The following is a 23793-nucleotide window of genomic DNA, read 5'->3' as shown; positions in this document are numbered from 1 at the left end:
AACTATAGGATATGTTATAGTAACAGTAAGTATCATATTAGGAGCGTGTATAGTCATGGTCATCGTCAAAACAGCTGGCGGCGCTATTGAAGGTACAACAAGTGATGGGATAGATTGCTTTCTTGGTATTCCTTACGCGCATGCGCCAATCGGATCAATGCGTTTTAAGCATGCACAACTTAAGACATCATGGTCCTCCCCATATCAAGCAATGCGTGTTCAAGCCATCCCACCCCAACCACAAAATAAGCTTGAAACCTTTTTTTCTTCGACACCTAGATCTTTTGTTCAAGATGAAGATTGTTTATATTTAAACATTTGGCGTCAAGCTAATGACAATTACCTTAAGCCAGTAATTATTTACTTTTACGGTGGTGGATTTATCAACGGACATGGCACTGCTGAACTCTATACACCAGAACATATCGTAGAGCAAGAAGATGTCATCGTAGTGACCTTCAATTATCGCTTGGGCGCCTTAGGTTATTTAGATTGGTCCTATTTTAATGCAAATTATGATAAAAATAACGGTTTATCTGATCAACTCGCCGCATTAAAATGGGTGCATACATTTATTGACTCTTTTGGCGGAGACCCAAATAATGTGACTTTAATGGGACAATCTGCAGGCAGTATGTCTATTATGGCATTAATGCAAATGCCTCTCGCAGTTACCTACTTTAAACAAGTCATCTTATTAAGTGGTACGCTCAAATTAGACAGTGCTGATGTAGGAACAACGAAAGCAAGACATTTTAAACAATTAATGGAACAGCGCTATGGTCATCATGATATTACGTTATTACATTCTTCCCAGCTATTACAGCTTATGGATGACGATGAACAAGCGCGTGGTAAATCGAAAGGATTAGAACTAATTTACGCACCAATAGCTACAAGTGACATGTCTCTACCTCTCCAAAATAATCGTAAACCTATGCTCGTATGCACCACACATGATGAAGGAGATATTTATATTACTGGCGAAGAACATAAGCTCACGCCTAGACGCTTTACAGAAGTGATGGCCTTATATGATATATATGTTAAGCCACATGACGTGCAAAGTGCAGTACAACAGTCACAAATCATTACATATTCTTATTTTTTAGCACCTGCATTGCACTTTTTAAAGCATTTCAGCACAACTAACCAGGCATGGTTAGCACGTTTTGATTGGTGCATACCACTTCATCATGACTACGGAAGTGCGTATCATATTTTAGATGTTATCTTTTGGTTCGGTAAAATGGACATCTTAGCTGCACACCAAGTATCACAATTAACGCATGCCCGACGACTAAGCAGGCAAATGATACGTGATTTAGCGCAATTTGCTCGCACAGGAACATGTCATTGGCAACCTTATTCTGCAACACACCAGCAACCATATGTATATAAGTAAAGGAGCGGGACAGCATTCATTATGAATTCGCTGTCCCGCCCCGGCAAGGTTGACTAAGATTGAAAAAGCTTGGTATACGCGTATTTTCAATCCAGTCAACTACTGCCGATATAGATTCCATAGCCTAAAACATAATGATGTCTCAGACATTTACTGCTAATTATTAATATAATGATTGCGTAAAGCTAAAGTAATGATAAGTCCAGCAAGTCCTATCGCAGCACTGACATAGGGTAAAAATGAGACCTCCCATTGCGATACAACTAAGCCGCCAATCATTCCTCCTATACCAATACCTGCATTCAATGCTGACATATTCCAACTCATAACCTGGCTTGTATCCCCTTCAACTTGCTCAATCAAACCACTTTGAATGGCGGGATTAGTGCTCCATTGCATAATATTCCATACAAAAATACCGATTAATAATAAAGCTGCATAAGGTAATATTATATTCAATAGCACCATCATAACAACAAAGACTGCGATTGATATCGTAAGCCAGCGCTTACTTGTCCATTTATCAGCAAACACCCCACCAAGTGAAGTGCCTATAACACCAGCGACACCGTTCATTAGTAATGCAACAGAGACAAAGCGCAATGTATAATCATGTGATAATATCAAGGGATTAATATAAACAAATGTGGCTGAATTTGCCACAAGTATTAAAAAGGTAATTGTGATAAATTTGACGACTTCTTGCGGTCTAATAATTTTTGAAGGCACATCAGATGCTTCTGTACCATTTGACTGCTCTGTACCAGCCACCTGTTGAAGTTCTCTTTGATGTGGTAAGTAGTACAGCATCAATATACCTGCTAGCACACTAACGACAATAATAAATAGAAAGGTGTAACGCCAACCTACTATATCCCCAATCATGGTTCCAAGTGGCACACCGAAAACATTAGCCGCACTAAATCCAGAGTATACAACGCCAATCATTTTCCCGCGATTTTTAGGAAGGGTTAACATGGCGGTTAAGGCTAACACTTTTACAATAATAAGCGAAGCAGCAGCAGATGATAGGATGCGACCTATAACGAGTATAGTGAAATTAGGCGCCAAAGCAATCATAGCATTACCTATAATGAATATAAGCAACGTCCATAACAGTACCGATCTTGCACTAAAGCGATGAGTTAATTTAACTAATATAGGTCCACAAATAGCAAACGTCAATGCATATAGCGTGACCAATTGCCCGACAACCGCTTCAGACACATGCAAATCAGCACTCATTAGATTCATGATTCCCGCAACCATCATTTCTACCATTCCAACAATAAAAACACTAAGAATAAATGTTGCAACACGCATGACTGACACTTTGTTTCTCTCCTTTCTATCATTCATTTTGTATTGCATAATAAAAAAACAGCTACGTCTGAAACTGTTTATGTCGTAACTGTTTCATTATATAATAAATTATTCTTTTTTGTATATAACTCCCATTTATATACGATCAGACTCATCTAAATAGTCCTCCGTGATGGTCATGGTAATCATGGCAATCGCAAAACCGATTAACGCACCATAGATGACATATGAATTGTGTAATAACAAATCAATACCAAAGTTTAAATGAAAGCGTGCTTCAAACCATGCAAAGACAAAGCGTAAAATATTAAATAGAAATAACACCGTAGCAATAAAACCAGAAGTATAAGCTACTATTTTCATTTATATATCCCCTTTTCTAATAAGCTTAATAATAACTTTAGTATAATCAAGATACTTTAACTTCAATTTATTATCAGCTTAATTCTTCCTTAAATATGTAAAAAGCATATAGTTTAATTAGCTAAAGTTTAATATGATAGAGTGTGAGGTGTTATATATGACAATAGATGTCCTAATTGTTGAAGATGATAAAGATATTAATGAACTGATGAAACTGTCCCTTACGACTAAAGGAATTAAACAAATAAAAGTGGCTTATGACATTGACCATGCAAAGACCTTACTGCATGACTTTAACTTTCAAGTTGTATTACTAGATTTAAATTTACACGCTGAGGATGGCTACCAATTGCTCAAATATATTGATTTATCGGTGACTAATGTTATCGTAGTTACAGCCAAAGATACCAATTTGGATGTATATAAAGGCTTTGAAAAAGGAGCCGTAGATTACATTAAAAAACCCTTTGATCCAATGGAGCTGTATTATCGGGTTTCATTACATCTTCATTCAGATGCCTGCACAACTTACCACTATGATTATTTAGATATCGACTTTAACAGCATGGATGTCCAAGTAAATGGACATTCTGTACCATTAACTGCCCGCGAATATGATTTGCTTATTTATTTTATCCGTCATAAAAATCAAGTACTGACAAAACAGCAATTATATGAGCATGTCTGGGGCTATGATACCGGTGTAGATGATAATACTTTAATGGTTCACATTCGGACATTACGTAAAAAGATAGAACGCCAACCTAATCAACCTACCTTTATTCAAACCGTACGCGGTAAAGGTTATATTTATAAGGAAGATGCCTATGAATAAACGTTTTAATTTTAAATTTTCAAAATATATGACATTATTTATGCTTGCGAATATTATTTTAGGTGTCGTATTCGTAGTATATTTGTTAATTGAAACTTATGACCGCATATATAGTGATATCAATACTATTGATCCTGATTATTTAATTGCAAATGATATTGTCAAAGAACCTAATCAACATATAAAGGATTTGGCAGCCGAACACAACGTTTCGCTTTATTTTACGGATACTGCGGGAAATATACTATATCCTCATACAAAAAAAGGACAAAACTTGAAGTCTCGAATTCTTAAAAATTTGCGTTATGCACATGCTGTATCAAATAAGAAAGGCACGTATATGGTCTATTTTTATCCAAATCAATCAACAACTCGTGTTAACAATGCACATCAAATTAAGACAGATCAACTATTAGAGAGCATTGTTTCTCAAGATTATAATAAATGGGACTATAAATTAAATCAGCATCATCTTAGCTTTATTAAGAATCCCAACCCTAAACCTATATTAGATGATGATGAATTGGGCAAAGGATTTGAAAATAGTGGAAAGTTCTATTTAACTGTTTTAATGATTTATGTGTTACTCAGTATTGTATTAATTGTTATTGCTACATTCTTTGTAACAAAGCGTGTAACAAAACCAATGTCTTATTATATTCATTGGATTAACCATCTAGCACATGGTAAATTGTACCAACCTACCACAAAAAGTAAGTTGAAGCGCTTTATTAATACTTATCCAGAATTACATCACAGTTTGTCACATCTAACACAACAATTATTAAATGATAAATTTTATCATAATCAAATGACTTATTATAAATCTAAATGGATTAGCCAAGTCTCCCATGATTTAAAATCACCTTTAACAACCATTTATGGTTATGCGAAATTAATACATGCCGATAGTGAAACACAACAATATGTAAATTTAATTACACAAAAAGCCTCATTTATGACTGAACTGTTAGAAAGTTTAAATCAAACATTTGATATTGAAACCAACCAGATACAGTATAGTAAAGAGCTTTTCCCCGTTGAATCAACGATGAATAAAGTAATTAATGTGATTGGCTATGACAATATAGACGTATACTTTCACACAGCATCACACAAGACATTTTATGGCAATAAGCTTTATTTTGAACGTCTAATGATTAATTTAATCAATAATAGTCTTGAACATAATAATGAGAATCCACATATTCAAATCCAGTTGAAGGTATACGGTTCACAGCTCATTATCGATTATTTAGATGATGGTATTGGACTGCCACATACTGATTTTAAATCATTAGTTCAGGAAACATATACAACTAAGAAAGATCGCGAAAGCCATGGCTTCGGTTTATCCATCATCAATGATGCCGTCAACTATCACCATGGAACAATACAATTACAACCAACAGCGCAAGGCGTTCACTTTCATATTATGTTACAAGACAAAAGCTAACATCATTGAAGTGACTAAATTATTCATCCTAGGATTATAGACCTATAACATCAACGCCAAAATTATAAAATCTGGGAAATCACAACTGAAGCATCATAGCCAGTAAATGTGTTGTCACAAATGCATTTCCTGGCTTCTTTTATGCTAATATAACGTTTTATTAACTCGCTTTCTTTGAGAATAGCTTCAGCCCACCTTAATCGACAGTATTTGTAATTTTGCGCTTTTTTCATCTTATACTGCTTTCGCAAGCACCCAACCAAAACACTTCGCTTACATATGTTTAAATATTTTTTTAAAAAATAAGGTCCTTTCATTTAATTTAGTATAGACATCTTAACTAAATTAAAGAGGTACCTTTTCTTCAAAAATGATTACATTGTTCAACTTACACTGATACAAGAATCTTCTGAATACATCCTAACTTATGATTTATTCAGATATGTGAAAACAATCATTAAAATGCTTCTAGATGCTATAGACGATGTCATTATGCTTCATCAACAATGTCATTATCACGTGCAACCAACTGATGACGCGCATTAAAGAATTGACCGTAGCTTAAATAAGTAGCAATTAACGCTGACATCACGGTAGACGTCGTATGAACAAAGACAACAAGCAATTGAAATTTGACCGCTTCTAATGGCGGTGTGCCACCTATAATTAAGCCTGTCATCATCCCAGGAATTGACACTAAACCATATGTTTTAACTGAATCAATGGTTGGAACAATCGCTAATCGAATGCTATCACGTACAGCATCTTTAGACGCAAGTTTTGGCGATGCAGCTAACGTTAACTTAGATTCAATATCATTTACATCTTTAACAAAGGCACGGTCTAAATGCTGATATGCCAAATTAATAGCTATAAGCCCATTGTTTGCCAACATACCACTGATTGGAATGACTTCATTTGGTTTAAAGTCTATCGCACCTGTCAAAATAATAGCCGTCAATGGAATAGCTGTCCCAATGATAATCGCAATGAGTGAAATCCAAAAGACGTGATGCATCACTTTTGAAGCCCTATGTAATGTATTCCATGAAGCGTTAATTATAATGATAAATACTGCAAGTAAGAGTAACCACGTGGCATCTATTTCAAAAATATAATGCAATAGAAAACCTAGGATAAGCAATTGGATGGTCGCACGTAGTGACGCTACAACTAAATCTTTAATAATATGTAAGCCTTCTTTATACGAAATGGCAATCGGTATGATTAACAATAATGCCGTTAAGCAAATGGCTGTATTACTCATTGTGCTTCAACTCCTCTTGCTTAGTAATTTGACCATCAACAATCGTAATTCGTCTGTCGAAATGACGCATGCTCTGATCATCACTATGTGTAATCCACATAACACCTACACCGGTCTTGGCTAAATCGAACACGAGCTGTTCTACAATTCGCTTATTGGCGGTATCCAAGGCACTAGTCGCTTCATCTAATAATAATAGTTCGGGTTGATACATCAACTGTCTAGCTATGGTAATACGTTGTCGCTCACCGCCTGATAAATGTTCGATGCGTGTATTTAAATTATAATGTCCTAAATTAAGATGTTGAAGTAATTGTAGCGCTTTAGTTTCATCAAACTCATCTGAATGGGCCATCGCTGGAAAACGCATATTATCACCAATATTTTGGCCAAAAAGTTCACTTTGTTGCATCAGATAACTTATTTTCGAGCGCAATACTTCTGGTTCATATGCATCGAACGGTTTATCGTTTAATAATAATTCGCCACTTGTCGGACTGATTAAGTTATCTATTTGTTTTAACAAAGTGCTCTTCCCACTTCCTGAAGGTCCTACAATGGCTACAGTTTCCCCTTTTTTCAATTGGAAATTGATATTGTCTAAAATTGTACGACGTGTTGCTTGATAACATAGATGTTTAATTTCTAATAACACGTAACATCGCTCCTTATTATGTCTTACTACTATCGTACCTTATTTTCAGGTATCATCAATGACGAATTAACAACAAAAAACTATGGTTAAGCATGCAATAATGATGTTTCTTAGCCTTTACAATAATTATAAAAATTGTAATAGTGTCAAAATAAATGAAAGTAAGTTATTAAAACTATGTAACGCTATTGTTACTGCTAAATTGCGACCACTCATGTTATATGCCACCACAAAACTGGTTGCCATAATTAAATAAGGTCCGATTTCAAATGGCGATGTTGCGTCAGTGACATGAATACCAGCAAATAGCAGGATTGAAATAATCGACATTACTGGATATGACAATTTCTTACCTAATTCATGAATTAATAAATGACGAAATAGCAGCTCTTCAACTATTGGTGTAATAATTACAATATTTAAAAATAATAACGGCCATACCTTGATATTACTAAATAGTTTTCTAATTTCTTGTTCATTCTGCGTATCATGAAATTGCCAATGTTCTGGTAAAAATTGCATTACGTTGGCATAGACGATATTCGCTACATACATGACCAACAAGACGATAATCATAAGATAAATATATCGTTGTAATTGCTTCACACGAGCGATTGCAGTGTTTAAAAGTGCACGATAATGTAAGGCCCAAAAAATCAAAACTACAGATAATTGTGCCAATAAAGCATAAAGTTGTGAAGTATAAGTTAAACCACTTGGCCGATGTAATAAAGTAAATGATAACCAATTGATTGCGTCAGCTAATATAAATGGCAAATACATATTACCTAATACGTATACAAGTATCAGTAAGAAATCACGTTTAACCATCTGGGGTTGTCGCCAAGGATTTTGATGATATGTCATTGATGAAATTCTGTTATTTTTTGTCATTCTATGATTCATAATAAACTCCTTTAATTTATGCTTAAAGATAACTTTGGTAGCTAAGCACTAGAAAGATGATACATTGCGTCATACTATGATATACATATGCTGCTAATAAATTTTGTTGTGACCATCTATATATGATAACAGCACCTATAGGAATAAGGCTGTAAATTCCAATTTCCAGAACAGAATGATAATGATAGGAATGAGCTACAACATCGGCAATGATGCTGAATATCATGGCAACTACCATGGGTATGCACTTCGCTAATTCGTGTATGAATAAATGGCGAAAAATCAGTTCTTCAACCAACGGCCTTAAGACAACCATCGATACCCAGACAAATGGTAATGCATGAGGATGCGTAAACATACCAGATAAGTACTGCTCAGATTGACTGTGTTGAAACCCCCAAGGTTGGTTAAGATGATGTGCTATACATTGACCGCCATAATAAGCCAATAATGTTAAACAACTTACAATGACGATTGGCCATAGCATAGGTTTGATATCACTACTTAAACGTTGATAAATTGTTCTTAATTTCTGCTGATACAAGAAGAAAAAGCATTTCAACGTCACAATTTCCGCAACAATGAAACTCAATGTTAATACAATGGGATAAATAACTTGTGTTGGTTTATCTTGTGTTAATACCGCCCAGATACCATAGACGCCAAATACTATGATGATAGGCATGAGAACCTTTAAGAAGACATAAACTGGAATTACCCAAAACAATCGTTTCTTTACGTGCGCATCAATGGGTTGTCGTGTATTATATGTATTTAATGTCTGCATAGGTCACCTCATTCATTTGAAGCTATCACATGGCTACCAACATCGTGCTGATACCATGCTCCGCGTATTGTTCACATTTCACTTTACCATGTTCCTTAAATTATGAAAATGTTAATTATTTTGACATTAAAAAATAAGTAAATCAACTTTAAAAAATAGACAGTCACTATATTTCTCATATGTCATATTTAAACGTTGTACTACTTTTATGCTTAATGATCATTAACTTGTATCCTTATATTAGTGGAACATTACATTGTTTTTCCATATAAATAATGTACAATAATCATTACAGAGATAACGGGGGGATAAAGAATGATATTAACAACAATGCAATTTATTGTAAATGTTATTATAGTAAGCTGTCTATTATTCGTTGTTTTATTAGGGCTGTGGTTACTCTTTAAAGACAAACATCAGAAACAACATAGCGTATTAAGGAACTTCCCTTTATTAGGAAGAATTCGTTATTTTTCAGAAAAAATTGGTCCCGAAATGCGTCAATACTTATATGCTAATGATACCGAAGGCAAGCCGTTCTCACGTGTCGACTATAAAAATATTGTTATTGCCGGAAAATATAACTCAAGAATGACCAGTTTTGGTACGTTGAAGCACTATGAACATGGGTTTTACATACAAAATGCAATGTTTCCATTACAGTCAACTGAACTAGTTATTGATAACCAACATATGATTTCTACATTTATTTATCAAGTTGATAATGAGCGGTTATTTAAACGAGACGAACATCGCAAACCAGCTGATATTAAACCATTTCAACTTGATGATCAGCATGCTGTCGTCATCGGCAATGATTTAGCACATCCGTTCATCGTTAAACGTTTAGTTGGACAATCTGGCATGAGTTATGGTGCATTAGGTCAACGTGCCATAACAGCACTATCTCAGGGGTTAGCACGTGCTGGCACATGGATGAACACAGGTGAAGGTGGCTTATCTGATTATCATTTGTCCGGTGGTGGGGATATTATTTTTCAAATAGGACCTGGCCTTTTTGGTGTCCGTGATCAAGAGGGAAATTTTAGTAAAGATGAATTTGTAAAATTAGTGAATCAATCGGCAATCAAAGCATTTGAGCTTAAACTTGCACAAGGTGCCAAGACCCGTGGCGGTCATATGGAAGGAAATAAAGTGACTGAAGAGATTGCACAAATACGCAATGTCAAACCGTTTCAAACAATTAATTCACCAAACCGTTTTAACTTTATTTCAAATGCAGCAGAATTAATCACTTTTGTTGATGAACTTAAACAGCTTGGACAAAAACCAGTTGGCTTTAAAATTGTAGTGAGTCATGTTGATGAAATTGAAACATTAGTGAAAGAAATGATACGTTTAGATAAGTATCCTAGTTTTATTACTGTTGATGGTGGCGAAGGTGGTACGGGCGCTACTTTTCAAGAATTACAAGATGGCGTTGGCCTACCATTATTTACAGCACTTCCTATTGTGTCTGGCATGCTTGAACGCTATGGTATACGGGATAAAATTAAGATTTTTGCTTCAGGCAAGCTAATCACACCCGACAAAATCGCCATTGCACTCGGATTAGGCGCTGATTTAGTTAATATTGCTCGAGGCATGATGATTAGTGTCGGCTGCATTATGAGTCAACAATGTCACCTCAACACATGTCCAGTAGGTGTTGCTACGACAGATCCTAAAAAGGAAAAAGCGCTCATTGTAGAAGAAAAAACATTTCGCGTAACCAATTACATCACAAGTCTACATGAAGGCTTATACAACATCGCAGCAGCAGTTGGTGTTAACAATCCAACAAATATCACAGCACAACACATCATACATCAACAACAAAATGGCAAGTTACAAAGCATAGACACATACAAACTTAAACTTCTGGAGCCATAAGTTAAGAAGCGTTAAACATTTCTTTTTACAACATGTAATAAGCATTAGTAAGTCTCACAATAAAATATAAACAAAGCCAAAAATAAAGGAGCGGGACAGAATTCATTATGAATTCGTAGTCCCGCCCCGGCAAGATTGACTAGGATTGAAAAAGCTTGGTATACGCATATTTTCAATCCAGTCAACGACTGCCAATATATGGCATTCATAGCCTAAAACATAATGATGTCCCAGGCTCATAGTTATTACTGAATTATATTTCTACTTTAAAATCCACAACTTGTGGCATGTTATTTAAATTGTGGTGCGTTAGATAATCGATTAATAGCTGTGCACCCTCCACTTGTATATCTTTAACCACCTTTGCTTCTGCAAACATGTTATAATCACCGCCACCTACAGCACGATAATTGTTTACACAAACGGTATAGATCTTATCTTCGACTAATGGCTGTCCTTCCACTTTAATATCATGCACGCGATGCCCCATAGGCTCGCTCACTTTAATATTATATGATACGCCTCCAAATATATCATAGTTATAATGTTGCGGTTTAGGATTTAAAAACGTGTCATTAATACCTACATCCCCGCTGTCCGTAAGATCAAAATAGCGTGCTGATTGTTCTAATGCTTCACGAATGCCCTTACCCGTCATCTCTAATACTTTAAACGTATTTGGAAACGGATAGTTATTGATAATATCACGCATTGTAATGGTCTTATCAAAGCCAGTCGCAGAATCAAATAATGCCGTACTTGCTATTTGAGCGCCACTTGTTTGTAATAATGCATGTAGTAACACATTAATAAAAGGGTGCGGTGCAATTCTTGCAGTAAATGGCTCGTCAACAATCATATTCTGCTGAATTTCAGCAATCGGCGTATCTAACCACGTGTCCACATCACTCATTAATTGACTATCTTTATCGGTTAATTTAAAAGCGCTGTCATCGTGCACTGGCAACAGTTCACTTGTACGCTGAACCAATTGTCTTCGATCATTGAATGTTAGCGTAACTTTACCAATTTGTGTCGCACGTGTTCCTGGTTGTAGAATAACTGTATCATGCTTGATAGCAGCAATTTCACGGTGTTGATGCCCCGTAATAAGCACGTCAATGTCCGACCCAAAGCGCTGCAATATCTCAGACGCTTCATTTTCTCCAGTTAATACTTCAGTTGGTTGATACGTGTCAATGTTACGTTCAAAGCCCCCATGATAACTAACAACTACGATATCAGCCTGTTCACGTACTTGAGGTAATATGTCCTCTAACGTTTGAACTGCACTATTAAATGTTAAGTGTTGAATATACTCTGGTCGTTCCCAATGTGGAATATATTGTGTCGTTAAACCAATAATACCAATATTGTATCCTTGCTTCTTAATATACATGATTCCTTGTTCTGTTAATGGTTTATTATCTTTTAAAATATTGGCACAAAGGATTGGATAATTTAAGCGATTGATACTTTGAGTTAAATAGTTGAGACCATAGTTAAATTCATGGTTTCCTAATGTACCAAAGTCAAAACCAATACGATTATAGATATCCGTCAATGGCTTGCTAGAATGTATATGTGTAGCAAGGTAATGACAAAAAGGTGAACCTTGTAAAAAATCACCATTATCTATTTTAAAGCTAGCATCATAGCGCTGACGATCTTGTTCAATTATGTGGTTCGCCAATAATAGCCCCATCGGTTTATAACCTTTTGTCTGTTTAAAATCTGTTGGGAAAATATAACCATGTATATCACTTAAAATGTAAAATGCAAGTTGTGTCATCGCATGTTGTCCTCCATTACTTCAATTTTTCAGTTTTAAGGGTTTTATCTCCTTGCTTTAACCGTATATTAGCCCCTTTTAAAGACTCCGTTACCTTTGCTGAAATCGTCACTGAAGCTGTGCCATCTTTATTGATTTTAATGGTTGGAAGTGAACCATAGCCGATATTACTATATGATTTACCATCCGTTGAAAATTGACCGATTTGTTTACCACCATCTTGATAAATTCCTAATTTCAAATTATCTAATGATTGGTTAGCCGGTAATTGTGACAAATTGATCGTGATGTTAAATGGCGTGTTAGCTTGCACATCTTTAGGAATAGCAAAGGCTACATTTTGCACAGCCGGTTGGTCTCCTGGTTGTTTATCACCATCAGCTTTAGTAGATTTTGTACTGCCATAACTACCAGGCGCAAACGTTGATCGATCGTACCAATGATAACCTTCAGGTGGTTGTGACCATGGTTCTTTTTGCGGTTCTGTTGAATTTTGTGGCTGTTCAAAATCATGTAACACAGTCGCTTTATCTAATTTTACACCACTTTTAGCTAAATTCGGTGTTGATTCTTTCTTACTTAACCAAGAAGTTAAATTATTCAACAATTGTGCGTTATCTTCTTCTTTAAAACCATCATACGTTTTCTTTGTTTTACCCGTGTCTTCACGTAAATATTTTGGAGAACTATCTTCTACCAATGAGGAGTCTCCAATAAAGGCAGCTTTTCCTTTACCTACCTTTGCAATAGCAATATAGGCACCTTCAGCTTTACCTCCACCATTATAAACACCTTGGTCAACTGCATGACTCCATTTCGCATTGTTACCTAAGTGATCAGGTGTGTATACAATTCCTTTTGCTTTTTTAGGATCTGTAATAGCAAGTGTTGAACCAGCATGCATAGACACAGATTTAACGCCTTTAGTAATGCCAAAACTTTCATCGCTTGAGACAAGATTAGATGTATTCAAATCCCCTAAAGCATTATAACGGAAACGCACACCAAAATTTTGGGCTAACCAGTCTGAGCTTGAAACACCTGCCATTGCTTTAGATTGTTTCTCTCCTTGATCCATATCCTTGGTCATATCCGCATAGGCACCACGACGATAGCCATTCATAGCTTCAGAAGAATCAATGCGGTTTAAATTTCTATCTGCATTGTAATGGTCTGAGATAAAAATGATACTTCCACCATGATTTACAAAATTCACAATGGCTTGTTGTTCATTCGTCTTAAATGGAATATTCGCTTCTGGTATGACTAAAATATCACTATTTTTTAATGACTCTTGACTAATATTTGCTTCCCCATCTAGTGATTTAACAGCAAAACCTTGTTTCTTCATTGAATCCGCATAATCAGAAAAACCACCATCAATAACCCAATCAGCCGCGCCAGCAGTTTGTCCATGAGAATTATCAAATAGAACTGTGCGTGAAGCTGTATTCGTTTCAGCTGCTTGTGTAGATGGAAACATGGATAATGCTAATGCTGAGGCAACTATAGTAGAGCTTACCACTTTTATCATTTTCATACTTGTCTAACTCCTTTTATTAACTTATTTTCACACACCAGCAGTATATTAAAAATCACACACAAACGGGTTACTATTAATGATATTTTATATATCTTTACCGATTTTAAATAATTTTTATTTAATTTTAACAAAAAGTTAACGAAATCTACACATAACATATAGTATAGTGTGCTACTCTATAATTGTCGATATTAAAGACATAGATACATATTGCAAAATAGTGAATGGGGGCAATGTTATTATATGAAACACGTTAAATATCTTCTACTACTCGTGTTATCGGTGGTTATCTTTGCAGCTGCTTGTGGAGGTAACAGTTCTTTAGATAACAATTCCAAAAGTTCCAACTCAGAATCAGGCAAAGGTAACTACAAACCAAAAGAATTAACGGTCCAATTTGTACCATCTCAAAATGCGGATAAATTAGAAGCAAAAGCAAAACCACTTGAAAAGCTACTATCCAAAGAATTAGACATTCCAGTAAAAGTATCCGTATCTACAAACTACAACACGATTGTTGAAGCGATGAAATCGAAAAAAGTCGATGTTGGTTTCTTACCACCAACCGCATACACATTAGCACATGATCAGAAAGCTGCTGACTTGTTATTACAAGCACAACGCTTTGGTGTGAACAAAGATGGATCACCTACGAAAAAGCTTGTTAAGGACTACAAATCAGAAATCTTAGTTAAAAAAGATTCAGGCATTAAAAGCTTAAAAGACTTAAAAGGGAAAAAAATTGCATTACAAGACGTCACATCTACAGCTGGTTATACTTTCCCAATTGCTACATTGAAAGAAAAAGCTGGTATTGACGCAACAAAAGATATGAAAATCGTCAATATGAAAGGTCATGACCAATCGATTATTTCATTATTAAATGGCGATGTGGATGCTGCAGCAGTATTCCAAGATGCACGTAATGTCGTTAAAAAAGACCAACCAAATGTATTCAAAGATACAAAGATTTTAGAATTAACAAAACCAATTCCAAACGATACAATTTCAGTTAGACCAGATATGGATAAAGATTTCCAAAAAAAATTGAAAAAAGCATTTAAAGATATCTCAAAAACTAAAGAAGGTCATAAAATCATCAGTGAAGTATATTCACATGAAGGATATACAGATGCGAAAGATTCTGACTTCGATATTGTTAGAGAATACGAGAAAAAAGTAAAAGATATGCAATAATTGGTTGTTATTTTCTACTGAATCATAGATAAAGAACGTCAATTGAAAAGCTAAGCCAAATTTTGGCATAGCTTTTCTTTATAACTTTATACAAAGTGAACCTTATTAGAGAAAGGTGTTATAACATGAGTCAAATAGAGTTTAAAGATGTGAGCAAAGTCTATCCGAATGGACATGTCGGCTTGAAAGATATTAATTTAAATATCGAAAAAGGAGATTTTGCAGTCATCGTTGGATTATCAGGCGCAGGTAAATCTACACTACTACGTTCTGTCAATCGCCTACATGATGTCACATCAGGGGATATTACAATTGAAGGAAAATCAATTACACAAGCAAAAGGAAAATCACTACTGTTGATGCGTCGTAATATCGGCATGATATTTCAACATTTTAACTTAGTAAAGCGCTCTACCGTATTGCGTAACGTCTTAAGTGGCCGAGTTGGTTATCATCCTACCTGGAAAATGATTTTAGGCCTATTTCCTAAAGAAGATAAAATAAAAGCAATGGATGCATTAGAACGCGTCAATATTTTGGATAAATTTGATCAACGCTCGGATGAACTATCAGGTGGTCAACAACAACGTATTTCGATTGCGCGCGCGCTCGCCCAAGAACCTTCTATCATTCTAGCGGATGAACCAGTTGCTTCACTTGACCCACTAACAACAAAGCAAGTAATGGATGATTTAAAGAAAATCAATGAAGAATTAGGTATTACAATTTTAATTAATCTTCACTTTGTCGATTTAGCGCTAGAATATGGTACGAGAATTATAGGGTTGCGCGATGGTGAACTCGTATATGATGGTCCCGCTGAAGAAGCCACTGAAGAAGTATTTAATGAAATCTATGGTCGTCAATTAAAAGCCGACGAAAAGCTAGGAGTGAATTAAAATGACATCTCCAGCTACATCTACAAATAAATATGATAAATATTTAAATAAAAAACTATCATTAAAGACAAGCTTTTCTATACTAATCGTTGCCATCTTAGTCATTTGGAGTTTCGTGTATACGGGCTTTAGCTTCTCGGATTTAATGGTGGGTGTGCCTCAAATCGGAGACTTTTTCAAACAAATGTTTCCTCCTGAATGGAGTTATTTAAAAGCAATTTGGCAACCAATGTTAGATACGATTCGCATGGCAATCGTTGGGACATTTTTAGGTGCTATCGTTTCTGTTCCTATCGCATTAATTTGTGCCAGTAATATTATCCGTACAAAATGGATTACCATTCCTGCACGATTTATTTTGAACATTGTTCGAACAATACCTGATTTATTATTAGCTGCTATCTTTGTTGCTGTATTTGGTATTGGTCAAATTCCAGGGGTACTTGCCCTATTCATCTTAACAATTTGTGTTATAGCCAAGTTATTATACGAAGCAATTGAAACCATTGAACCTGGCCCAATGGAAGCCATGACTGCAGTTGGCGCAAATAAAACTAAATGGATTGTTTTTGGCGTCGTGCCACAAATTATTTCTACATATTTTTCATATGTATTATTTGCATTTGAAATTAATATTCGTGCTTCTGCTGTATTAGGACTGGTTGGCGCAGGTGGTATTGGCTTGTTCTATGACTCAACACTCGGCTTATTCCAGTACCCTCGTACAGCTATGATTATTTTATTCACTTTAGTCATTGTTGTTATTATTGACTATGTGAGTTCGAAAGTGAGGGAACAACTCGCATGACACACGAGCCACAAACTTTTCAATCACCTAAATATAATTTAAGCACTAAGAGACAAAAGCAACGTGTGATTAAACGCTGGGTTATCGCCATCGTGGTTGCCCTCATTGTGATATGGGGATTTGCTGGTATGCCAGCCCTTGAATTGAAAAGCAAATCTGTAGAAATCTTAAAAGCAATTTTTTCAGGATTATTCCATCCAGATTTAGGATATATTTATATACCTGAAGGAGAAGATTTATTACGCGGTCTGCTAGAAACCTTTGCCATTGCTGTCATTGGTACTTTTATTGCAGCAATTATTTGTATTCCATTCGCATTTTTAGGAGCCAATAACTTAGTCAAACTACGACCAGTGACAGGCACAATGAAATTTATTTTAAGTGTTATTCGTGTCTTCCCTGAAATTGTCATGGCACTCATCTTTATTAAAGCTGTAGGGCCTGGCTCCTTCTCTGGGGTTCTTGCTTTAGGTATTCACTCAGTTGGAATGCTAGGAAAACTCTTTGTAGAAGACATTGAAAGCTTAGATTTCACTTCTGTGGAGTCATTAAAGGCAAGCGGTGCTAATAAGACAAAGACATTAGTATTTGCTGTTATACCACAAATATTACCGTCATTTTTATCATTAATTCTGTATCGTTTTGAGCTTAATTTGCGTTCAGCATCAATTTTAGGATTAATTGGTGCAGGCGGTATTGGTACACCATTAATCTTTGCTTTACAAACACGATCTTGGGATCGTGTTGGAATCATTTTAATTGGCTTAGTGATAATGGTTGCGATTGTTGATTTAATCTCCGGCGCAATCCGTAAACGAATTGTATAACTTAAAACATTGATCATATCAAGCTGGAACATAATTTCCAAGGTAATAGCACAAAGATGGTTTAAAATTAAAAATCATCTTTGTGCTTTCTTTATATTTAATACTCCTTATTTTTAGGCTCTACGTCAAAATTGTTGGCTCACCTTCTTAGGGGACAGCTTCAGCTTGTCCTGTTCCCACAGGAGTCTCGCCAAAATACGTCATATTTATATGTAATTTTATATCAACATACTTTTAAAAAATAAGGCATTTTCGTATAATTTAATAAATACCACTAAGCGAAATGAACGAAGACCCTTATGAATGATTCTAATAGGACGCAACATATACTATTAATAAAAACTCAATTTGAATACATTCAAATGATATATGTATTTTGATGTTTCTTTTTTGTCCGAAACATTTTTCTTTCTAATCTATACTTAAGTTTTAAATTCTTACAAAATAAGTTGGAATTAGTATAAGTGTGCGTTATAATAATGATGTTCTTAATTATCTGAATATTCTAATAATAAATGGAGGTCCTTCTATGACAAACCAAAATTGGCATTTTGAAACTCAAACGATACATGCCGGACAAGAGATTGACGATTTTTCAAAATCACGTGCAGTACCTATTTATCAAACATCTAGTTATGTCTTTGATAATACACAACATGCCCAAGATTTATTCGCATTAGCACAACCTGGCAATATTTACACACGTATTATGAACCCAACCCAAAATGTATTCGAAGAACGCGTTGCAGCGCTTGAGGGTGGTATTGGCGCACTGGCTACATCGTCAGGCCAAGCTGCAATTACATTGGCATTATTAAATATTGTCAATGCTGGTGATGAAATCGTTGCTTCATCTAACCTTTACGGTGGTTCATACAACTTATTAAATGTCACTTTTAAAAAGCTTGGCATTACGGTCCATTTTGTTGACCCTGACCACCCTGAAAACTTTGCAGCACAAATTAATGACAACACAAAAGCAATATATGCTGAAACGATGGGTAATCCTAAAATTGATGTATTAGATATTACAGCAGTCGCTGATGTCGCACACCAACATGGCATCCCACTAATTATTGATAATACATTCGCCTCACCATATTTATGCCGACCTTTTGAATTTGGTGCGGACATCGTGATACATTCAGCTACAAAATTTATTGGCGGTCATGGTACGTCTATTGGTGGTATTATTGTAGATAGTGGCAAATTTAATTGGGACAATGGTAAATTCCCTGGTTTAGTTGAACCAGATGAAAGTTATCACGGTGTTTCTTATACAAAAGATGTAGGTGAAGCTGCTTATATTACAAAAGCACGTGTCCAACTTTTACGTGATTTAGGCTCAGCCGTATCACCTTACAATGTGCATGAATTCTTAATTGGTTTAGAGACTTTGCATTTACGCATGGAACGTCACTCCGCAAATGCACTCAAAGTCGCACAATTTTTAGATCAACATCCTAAAGTAACTTGGGTAAATTATCCTGGTTTAGTTAATAACAAATATCATGCTTTGGCAGAAAAATATTTACCTAAAGGTCAAGGCGCCATCTTAACATTTGGTGTTGATGATAGCGTTGAAGATATTTCACGTTTTGTCGATGCATTAGATCTTTTCTCACTTTTAGCAAATGTGGGAGACTCTAAATCACTAGTTATTCATCCTGCAAGCACAACACATTTACAATTATCTGAGGAAGAACAACGCAAGTCAGGCGTATTACCTGAAATGGTTCGTTTATCAATTGGCACTGAAAATGCTGATGATATTATTAATGATTTAGCACAAGCATTAGAAACCGTTTAAGCATTAAAATATACTAAGGTTATCTATTATAAACGTTTTTGCCATAGATAATCTTAGTTTTTCTATTTATAATCTCTAAAAATATAATGTATAAGTTATATAAAAGACTCTCCAACACGTAAATTGCAAGAAATACACATGTTGGAGAGTCACTTTAAATTTGTTTTAATTTTATTTTAAATTGCCAAACGTCATTTAAGTACTTATCAAAAATAATATCTTTTTGAAATACTTGGTACATTTCTCTTTGTTGGGGCCCCACCCCAACTTGCTTTGCCTGGTGAATTTCTTCTCGAAATTCTCTTTGTTGGCCCCTATTTGGTCATTTTGCTTTTTTCTTCGAAGCCTAGTTTTTTGAGGTATTTGACGCTGTTTTCCATGTTGACTTTGTGGTTGTTTTTGTCGTATGAAAATAAGTCGAAGTTGCGTTTTATTTTTTGGATATCTGCTTTGTTATAATCGATATCTACTTTTTCGTCTATTTTATCCCGCTCACTCGTTAAACGGTAGTCGACGCCTTTAGCATTTTCTAAAGCTTTGTGTTTCTTAAATAATGCTTTTCCTTCTTTTTCTGATAAGCCCATGTCATCATATTTTAAAGTGCTTATTGTTGATTGTGATATCACTTTATTATTTTTATAGGTTAATGAAGTAATGACATGCTTACCATCAATGTCCCCTTCATATGTCTTTGTGCGCTCTTTATCACATGCTGATAAAGTCACTATTGTAATAACAACAATGGCTATCATTGCTATAAACTTCTTCATACCTTCACCTGCTCATTTTTAGTTTATTTTATTATACCACTATATAAAAAATTTAGAACTTGTATGTAATGATTATTATGCATTTTTTGAAAATTCTATATACTTTTATTTTCTAAAACAAAACATGTTACAATGTAGTTATTCCAAGCTTAGGGGGTTATACATATGAAAGCGTCGATAGAATTATTAAAGACATTAACCGATGTTAATGGTATCGCTGGTCAAGAAATGCAAGTTAAAGAAACAATGAGAGATTATCTAAACCCAATTAGTGATAGTATCATTGAAGATCATTTGGGTGGCATTTTTGGTAAAAGAGAAGCTACGTATGGAACTAAGTCGATTATGTTAGCAGGTCATTTAGATGAAATTGGCTTTATTGTTACGAAAATTGATAATGAAGGCTTTATTAAGTTTCAACCCATTGGTGGCTGGTGGAGCCAAGTCATGCTATCGCAAAAAGTGACAATTACAACGGATCAAGGACAAGAAATACGAGGCATTATTGGTTCTAAACCGCCCCATGTCCTTGAAGCTGAAGAGCGTAAAAAGGCTGTTGATATTAAAGACATGTTTATTGATATTGGTGCACGCAGCCGTGAAGATGTTGAGCAGCATGGTATCGAAGTAGGAAATATGATTACGCCATATAGTGAATTTGAAACATTAGCCAACAGTAAATATTTGACGGCTAAAGCATTTGATAATCGTTATGGCTGTGCTGTAGCAGTTGAAGTATTAAAAAACCTTAAAGATGAAAACCTTGGCATTAATCTGTACGCAGGTGCTACAGTCCAAGAAGAAGTAGGTTTACGTGGTGCTAAAGTGGCAGCTCAAACCATTAAACCCGATTTAGCTATCGCAGTTGATGTATGTGTACCTTATGATATTCCTGGTATGTCGGGTCAAACAAGTGAAACCGCACTAGGTAATGGTCCTGTAGTAATTATGATGGATGCCTCAAGCATAGCACATCAAGGCTTACGTCAACATATTAAAGAAGTTGCGAAAAAGCATTATATCAGTGTTCAATGGGATACTACACCAGGTGGTGGTACCGATGCCGGTAGTATTCACGTCGCAAATGAAGGCATTCCAACTATCACAATTGGTGTAGCCTTGCGTTACATGCATTCTAATGTCTCTGTTTTACATACAGATGATTATGAAAACTCAGTTCGACTTATTACTGAAATTGTTCGTTCTTTAAATGACGAGACCTATCAACAAATTGTGTGGTAAGTTACTTGGGTCAACACGTTTGACATCCTCATACGCTGTCAGACGTGTTTTTTCTAAAGTCATCTTCTTTTATATTGTTCCAAAGACCAATCATCTTTTAAAAGATTAAAATTAAATCATATTATTATGTGCTATTACACACTATAAGTAAAACAAATTATAAAATATCGGAATATTCGCTTATTTAGTTATTGAATTTGATATACTGGGTGTTATCTTAAAGGAGGATGATGACATGCCCTCAAGTGTGAAACGTAAAGAGAAAGCATCGTTTATCACAAGATTTTTAAATGGCGTGGAATGGGTTGGAAATAAACTTCCTGACCCTGCAGTGTTATTCTTTATGATGTGTGTACTATTAGCCGTAATGACTTGGGTCATTTCTTGGTTCAATGTATCAGTCAAACATCCTGGTAATGGCCATACGATTCATATAAAAAGCATCATCAGTACTGACGGTATTGCTATGATTATGAATGATGCCATTAAGAACTTTTCAGAATTTCCTGCGCTTGGACTCGTATTAGCTGTAATGATTGGTATTGGCGCAGCAGAAAAATCTGGCTACTTTGACAAGCTTTTAATATCAGTCGTTAATCATGCGTCTAAAAAGCTCATCCTGCCAACAATTATATTTATCGGTATTATGGGCAGTATTGCTGGTGATGCGACGACCGTCATTTTACCACCCTTAGCTGCAATGTTATTCATTAAAATTGGCTATCACCCTATTGCTGGTCTAGCCATGGCATATGCTTCTTCATTAGGTGGCTTTGGCGCAAACTTAATTATTGGCATGCAAGATGCATTAGTGTATGCATTTACAAATCCAGCCACTAAAATTGTGACAGATAAAGTGAACACCAATGTTGCTATGAATTGGTACTTTATTGCCGCAAGCGTCTTTATGCTCATACCTACGTTGTATTTTACAACAACAAAATTAGTAATACCGCACTTAGGTAAATACGATGATAGTCAGGCTGAGTTAGATGATACAGACCAACCTTCATCAACGGTTACACCGATTGAACAACGTGCATTACGCTGGGCAAATATCTCATTTATCGTTCTAGTTGTCGCATTAATTATTTGCGCTATTCCTGAAGGCAGCTGGTTGCGTAATCCAAAGACAGGTAGTCTCATCGATAATTCGCCATTGATTAATGGCGTAGGATTAGTGATACTCGTCATTTTCCTGATTCCTGGTGTAATATATGGCGTCCTTAGTAAACAAATCAAATCTACTAAAGATTTAGGAAAGATGATTTCTGATTCTTTAGCTACAATGAGTTCTTTTATTCTGATCGTGTTCTTTGCTGCACAATTGCTTGCTTTCTTAAAATGGAGTAATTTAGGTGTTATCGTGGCAGTTAAAGGCGCAAATTTATTACAAGGTCAACATGGTATCGTATTAATTATCGGTATTTTAATATTAAGCGGCTTGGTCAATATGGTGATTGGCAGTGCCTCTGCAAAATGGGGTATTCTGGCACCTATCTTTGTTCCGATGATGCTGTTAATTGGTTTTCATCCTGCGTTTACCCAGATGATTTATCGCGTTGGCGACTCTATTACCAATCCAATAACGCCAATGATGCCGTATATGCCTTTACTGCTAACATATGCGCAAAAATATGATAAAAATATGAAACTCGGCTCCTTATTATCTAGCCTAATGCCATACACAATCGTCCTTTCCATTGTATGGACGCTCTTTCTCATTATTTGGTATTTACTAGGCATTCCAGTAGGTCCTGGAGGTCCAATAAAAGCAAATTAGCAGTATAATCAGTTTGGGCATAAATATAGAAAAAATTCGACAAGCAAGTTGTCTCCTAAGCGAGCCCATAACACAAAGTATGGATTATCAAAAAAGCACAAAGACGATTTTTTATTTCAAATCATCTTTGTGCTTTTATTTGTTGCCCCACCTCATTTTCAATTTGAAAATAATTATTCCGAGAAAGATACAATGAAATTCAAGTAAAATTCCCACTAATGTATTATAAAAA

General features: G+C 35.4%; 20 protein-coding genes. 11 read left to right on the top strand and 9 right to left on the bottom strand.

Translation table 11 applies throughout. The annotated features are described in order from the left end of the window. Positions 1-55: 55 nt before the first annotated feature. A complete protein-coding gene (locus tag AL499_RS09280) occupies positions 56-1405 on the top strand; it encodes a carboxylesterase family protein (RefSeq protein ID WP_002492534.1) in 1350 nt (449 codons plus the stop codon). A gap of 156 nt (positions 1406-1561) precedes the next feature. Here AL499_RS09280 and AL499_RS09275 read toward each other — a convergent pair whose 3' ends face one another. Together AL499_RS09275 and AL499_RS09270 are read right to left on the bottom strand one after the other, a co-directional pair. After that, complete coding sequence (locus tag AL499_RS09275; protein ID WP_002492478.1) at positions 1562-2737, bottom strand: MFS transporter; 1176 nt, start codon at positions 2735-2737, stop codon at positions 1562-1564. A 126-nt stretch (positions 2738-2863) separates the two neighbouring features. Next, entirely contained in the window at positions 2864-3091 is a 228-nt protein-coding gene (locus AL499_RS09270) for a hypothetical protein (RefSeq protein ID WP_002460355.1), read from the bottom strand. Between the two features lie 157 nt (positions 3092-3248). On the opposite strand from AL499_RS09270, the gene AL499_RS09265 reads away from it, so the two are divergent. Together AL499_RS09265 and AL499_RS09260 are read left to right on the top strand one after the other, a co-directional pair. Next, positions 3249-3926: a response regulator transcription factor gene (locus AL499_RS09265; RefSeq protein ID WP_002478666.1), complete on the top strand. Its 678-nt coding sequence runs from the start codon at positions 3249-3251 to the stop codon at positions 3924-3926. Continuing rightward, positions 3919-5382: a HAMP domain-containing histidine kinase gene (locus AL499_RS09260; protein ID WP_002492527.1), complete on the top strand. Its 1464-nt coding sequence runs from the start codon at positions 3919-3921 to the stop codon at positions 5380-5382. The genes AL499_RS09265 and AL499_RS09260 overlap by 8 nt, the downstream gene beginning before the upstream one ends. Before the next feature lie 490 nt (positions 5383-5872). Here AL499_RS09260 and AL499_RS09255 read toward each other — a convergent pair whose 3' ends face one another. The 4 genes from AL499_RS09255 to AL499_RS09240 all read right to left on the bottom strand — a co-directional run bounded on the left by AL499_RS09255 (position 5873) and on the right by AL499_RS09240 (position 8997). Further along, the gene (locus AL499_RS09255; RefSeq protein WP_002478664.1) at positions 5873-6649 is read right to left on the bottom strand and encodes an ABC transporter permease; all 777 of its coding nucleotides are present in this window, start codon (positions 6647-6649) and stop codon (positions 5873-5875) included. Then, a complete protein-coding gene (locus AL499_RS09250) occupies positions 6642-7304 on the bottom strand; it encodes an ABC transporter ATP-binding protein (protein WP_002460359.1) in 663 nt (220 codons plus the stop codon). Before AL499_RS09250 ends, AL499_RS09255 begins: the two co-directional genes overlap by 8 nt. 126 nt (positions 7305-7430) lie before the next feature. Further along, a complete protein-coding gene (locus AL499_RS09245) occupies positions 7431-8210 on the bottom strand; it encodes a CPBP family intramembrane glutamic endopeptidase (protein ID WP_002460360.1) in 780 nt (259 codons plus the stop codon). Positions 8211-8232: 22 nt separating this feature from the next. Then, positions 8233-8997, bottom strand: a complete 765-nt coding sequence (locus AL499_RS09240; RefSeq protein ID WP_002478662.1) for a CPBP family intramembrane glutamic endopeptidase — start codon at positions 8995-8997, stop codon at positions 8233-8235. Between the two features lie 315 nt (positions 8998-9312). Here AL499_RS09240 and AL499_RS09235 point away from each other — a divergent pair, with 315 nt between their 5' ends. After that, complete coding sequence (locus AL499_RS09235; protein WP_002492398.1) at positions 9313-10890, top strand: FMN-binding glutamate synthase family protein; 1578 nt, start codon at positions 9313-9315, stop codon at positions 10888-10890. A 253-nt stretch (positions 10891-11143) separates the two neighbouring features. Here the strand turns inward: AL499_RS09235 and AL499_RS09230 are convergent, their stop codons facing one another. Both AL499_RS09230 and AL499_RS09225 read right to left on the bottom strand, forming a co-directional pair. Then, complete coding sequence (locus AL499_RS09230) at positions 11144-12682, bottom strand: bifunctional metallophosphatase/5'-nucleotidase (protein ID WP_002492393.1); 1539 nt, start codon at positions 12680-12682, stop codon at positions 11144-11146. A gap of 16 nt (positions 12683-12698) precedes the next feature. After that, positions 12699-14222, bottom strand: coding sequence for a hypothetical protein (locus AL499_RS09225; protein WP_002492436.1), 1524 nt, complete (start codon positions 14220-14222; stop codon positions 12699-12701). Between the two features lie 246 nt (positions 14223-14468). Between AL499_RS09225 and AL499_RS09220 the strand changes: the two genes are divergently transcribed. The 5 genes from AL499_RS09220 to AL499_RS09200 all read left to right on the top strand — a co-directional run bounded on the left by AL499_RS09220 (position 14469) and on the right by AL499_RS09200 (position 19766). Beyond that, positions 14469-15422 carry a phosphate/phosphite/phosphonate ABC transporter substrate-binding protein gene (locus tag AL499_RS09220; protein ID WP_002460367.1) on the top strand — a complete coding sequence of 318 codons (954 nt, stop codon included), beginning with the start codon at positions 14469-14471 and terminating at the stop codon, positions 15420-15422. Between the two features lie 125 nt (positions 15423-15547). Next, a complete protein-coding gene (phnC, locus tag AL499_RS09215) occupies positions 15548-16321 on the top strand; it encodes a phosphonate ABC transporter ATP-binding protein (protein WP_002460368.1) in 774 nt (257 codons plus the stop codon). Between the two features lies 1 nt (position 16322). Next, a complete protein-coding gene (gene phnE / locus AL499_RS09210; RefSeq protein ID WP_002492572.1) occupies positions 16323-17129 on the top strand; it encodes a phosphonate ABC transporter, permease protein PhnE in 807 nt (268 codons plus the stop codon). Next, a complete protein-coding gene (gene phnE / locus AL499_RS09205; protein WP_002492559.1) occupies positions 17126-17956 on the top strand; it encodes a phosphonate ABC transporter, permease protein PhnE in 831 nt (276 codons plus the stop codon). Before phnE (AL499_RS09210) ends, phnE (AL499_RS09205) begins: the two co-directional genes overlap by 4 nt. Positions 17957-18485: 529 nt before the next feature. Continuing rightward, on the top strand, positions 18486-19766 hold the full coding sequence (locus tag AL499_RS09200) for an O-acetylhomoserine aminocarboxypropyltransferase/cysteine synthase family protein (RefSeq protein WP_037540450.1): 1281 nt from the start codon (positions 18486-18488) through the stop codon (positions 19764-19766). Positions 19767-20080: 314 nt separating this feature from the next. Here AL499_RS09200 and AL499_RS09195 read toward each other — a convergent pair whose 3' ends face one another. Further along, complete coding sequence (locus AL499_RS09195; RefSeq protein WP_002478656.1) at positions 20081-20536, bottom strand: DUF1307 domain-containing protein; 456 nt, start codon at positions 20534-20536, stop codon at positions 20081-20083. 165 nt (positions 20537-20701) lie between these two features. On the opposite strand from AL499_RS09195, the gene AL499_RS09190 reads away from it, so the two are divergent. Beyond that, positions 20702-21778: a M42 family metallopeptidase gene (locus tag AL499_RS09190; protein ID WP_002478655.1), complete on the top strand. Its 1077-nt coding sequence runs from the start codon at positions 20702-20704 to the stop codon at positions 21776-21778. Positions 21779-22013: 235 nt separating this feature from the next. Further along, a complete protein-coding gene (locus AL499_RS09185; protein ID WP_002492453.1) occupies positions 22014-23561 on the top strand; it encodes an AbgT family transporter in 1548 nt (515 codons plus the stop codon). Positions 23562-23793: the final 232 nt, after the last annotated feature.

The organism is Staphylococcus lugdunensis, from assembly GCF_001558775.1.
GTDB classification, from domain to species: Bacteria; Bacillota; Bacilli; order Staphylococcales; family Staphylococcaceae; genus Staphylococcus; species Staphylococcus lugdunensis.
Note: the sequence above shows the minus strand (reverse complement) of the source record. Positions and strands in the feature narration are given on the sequence as shown.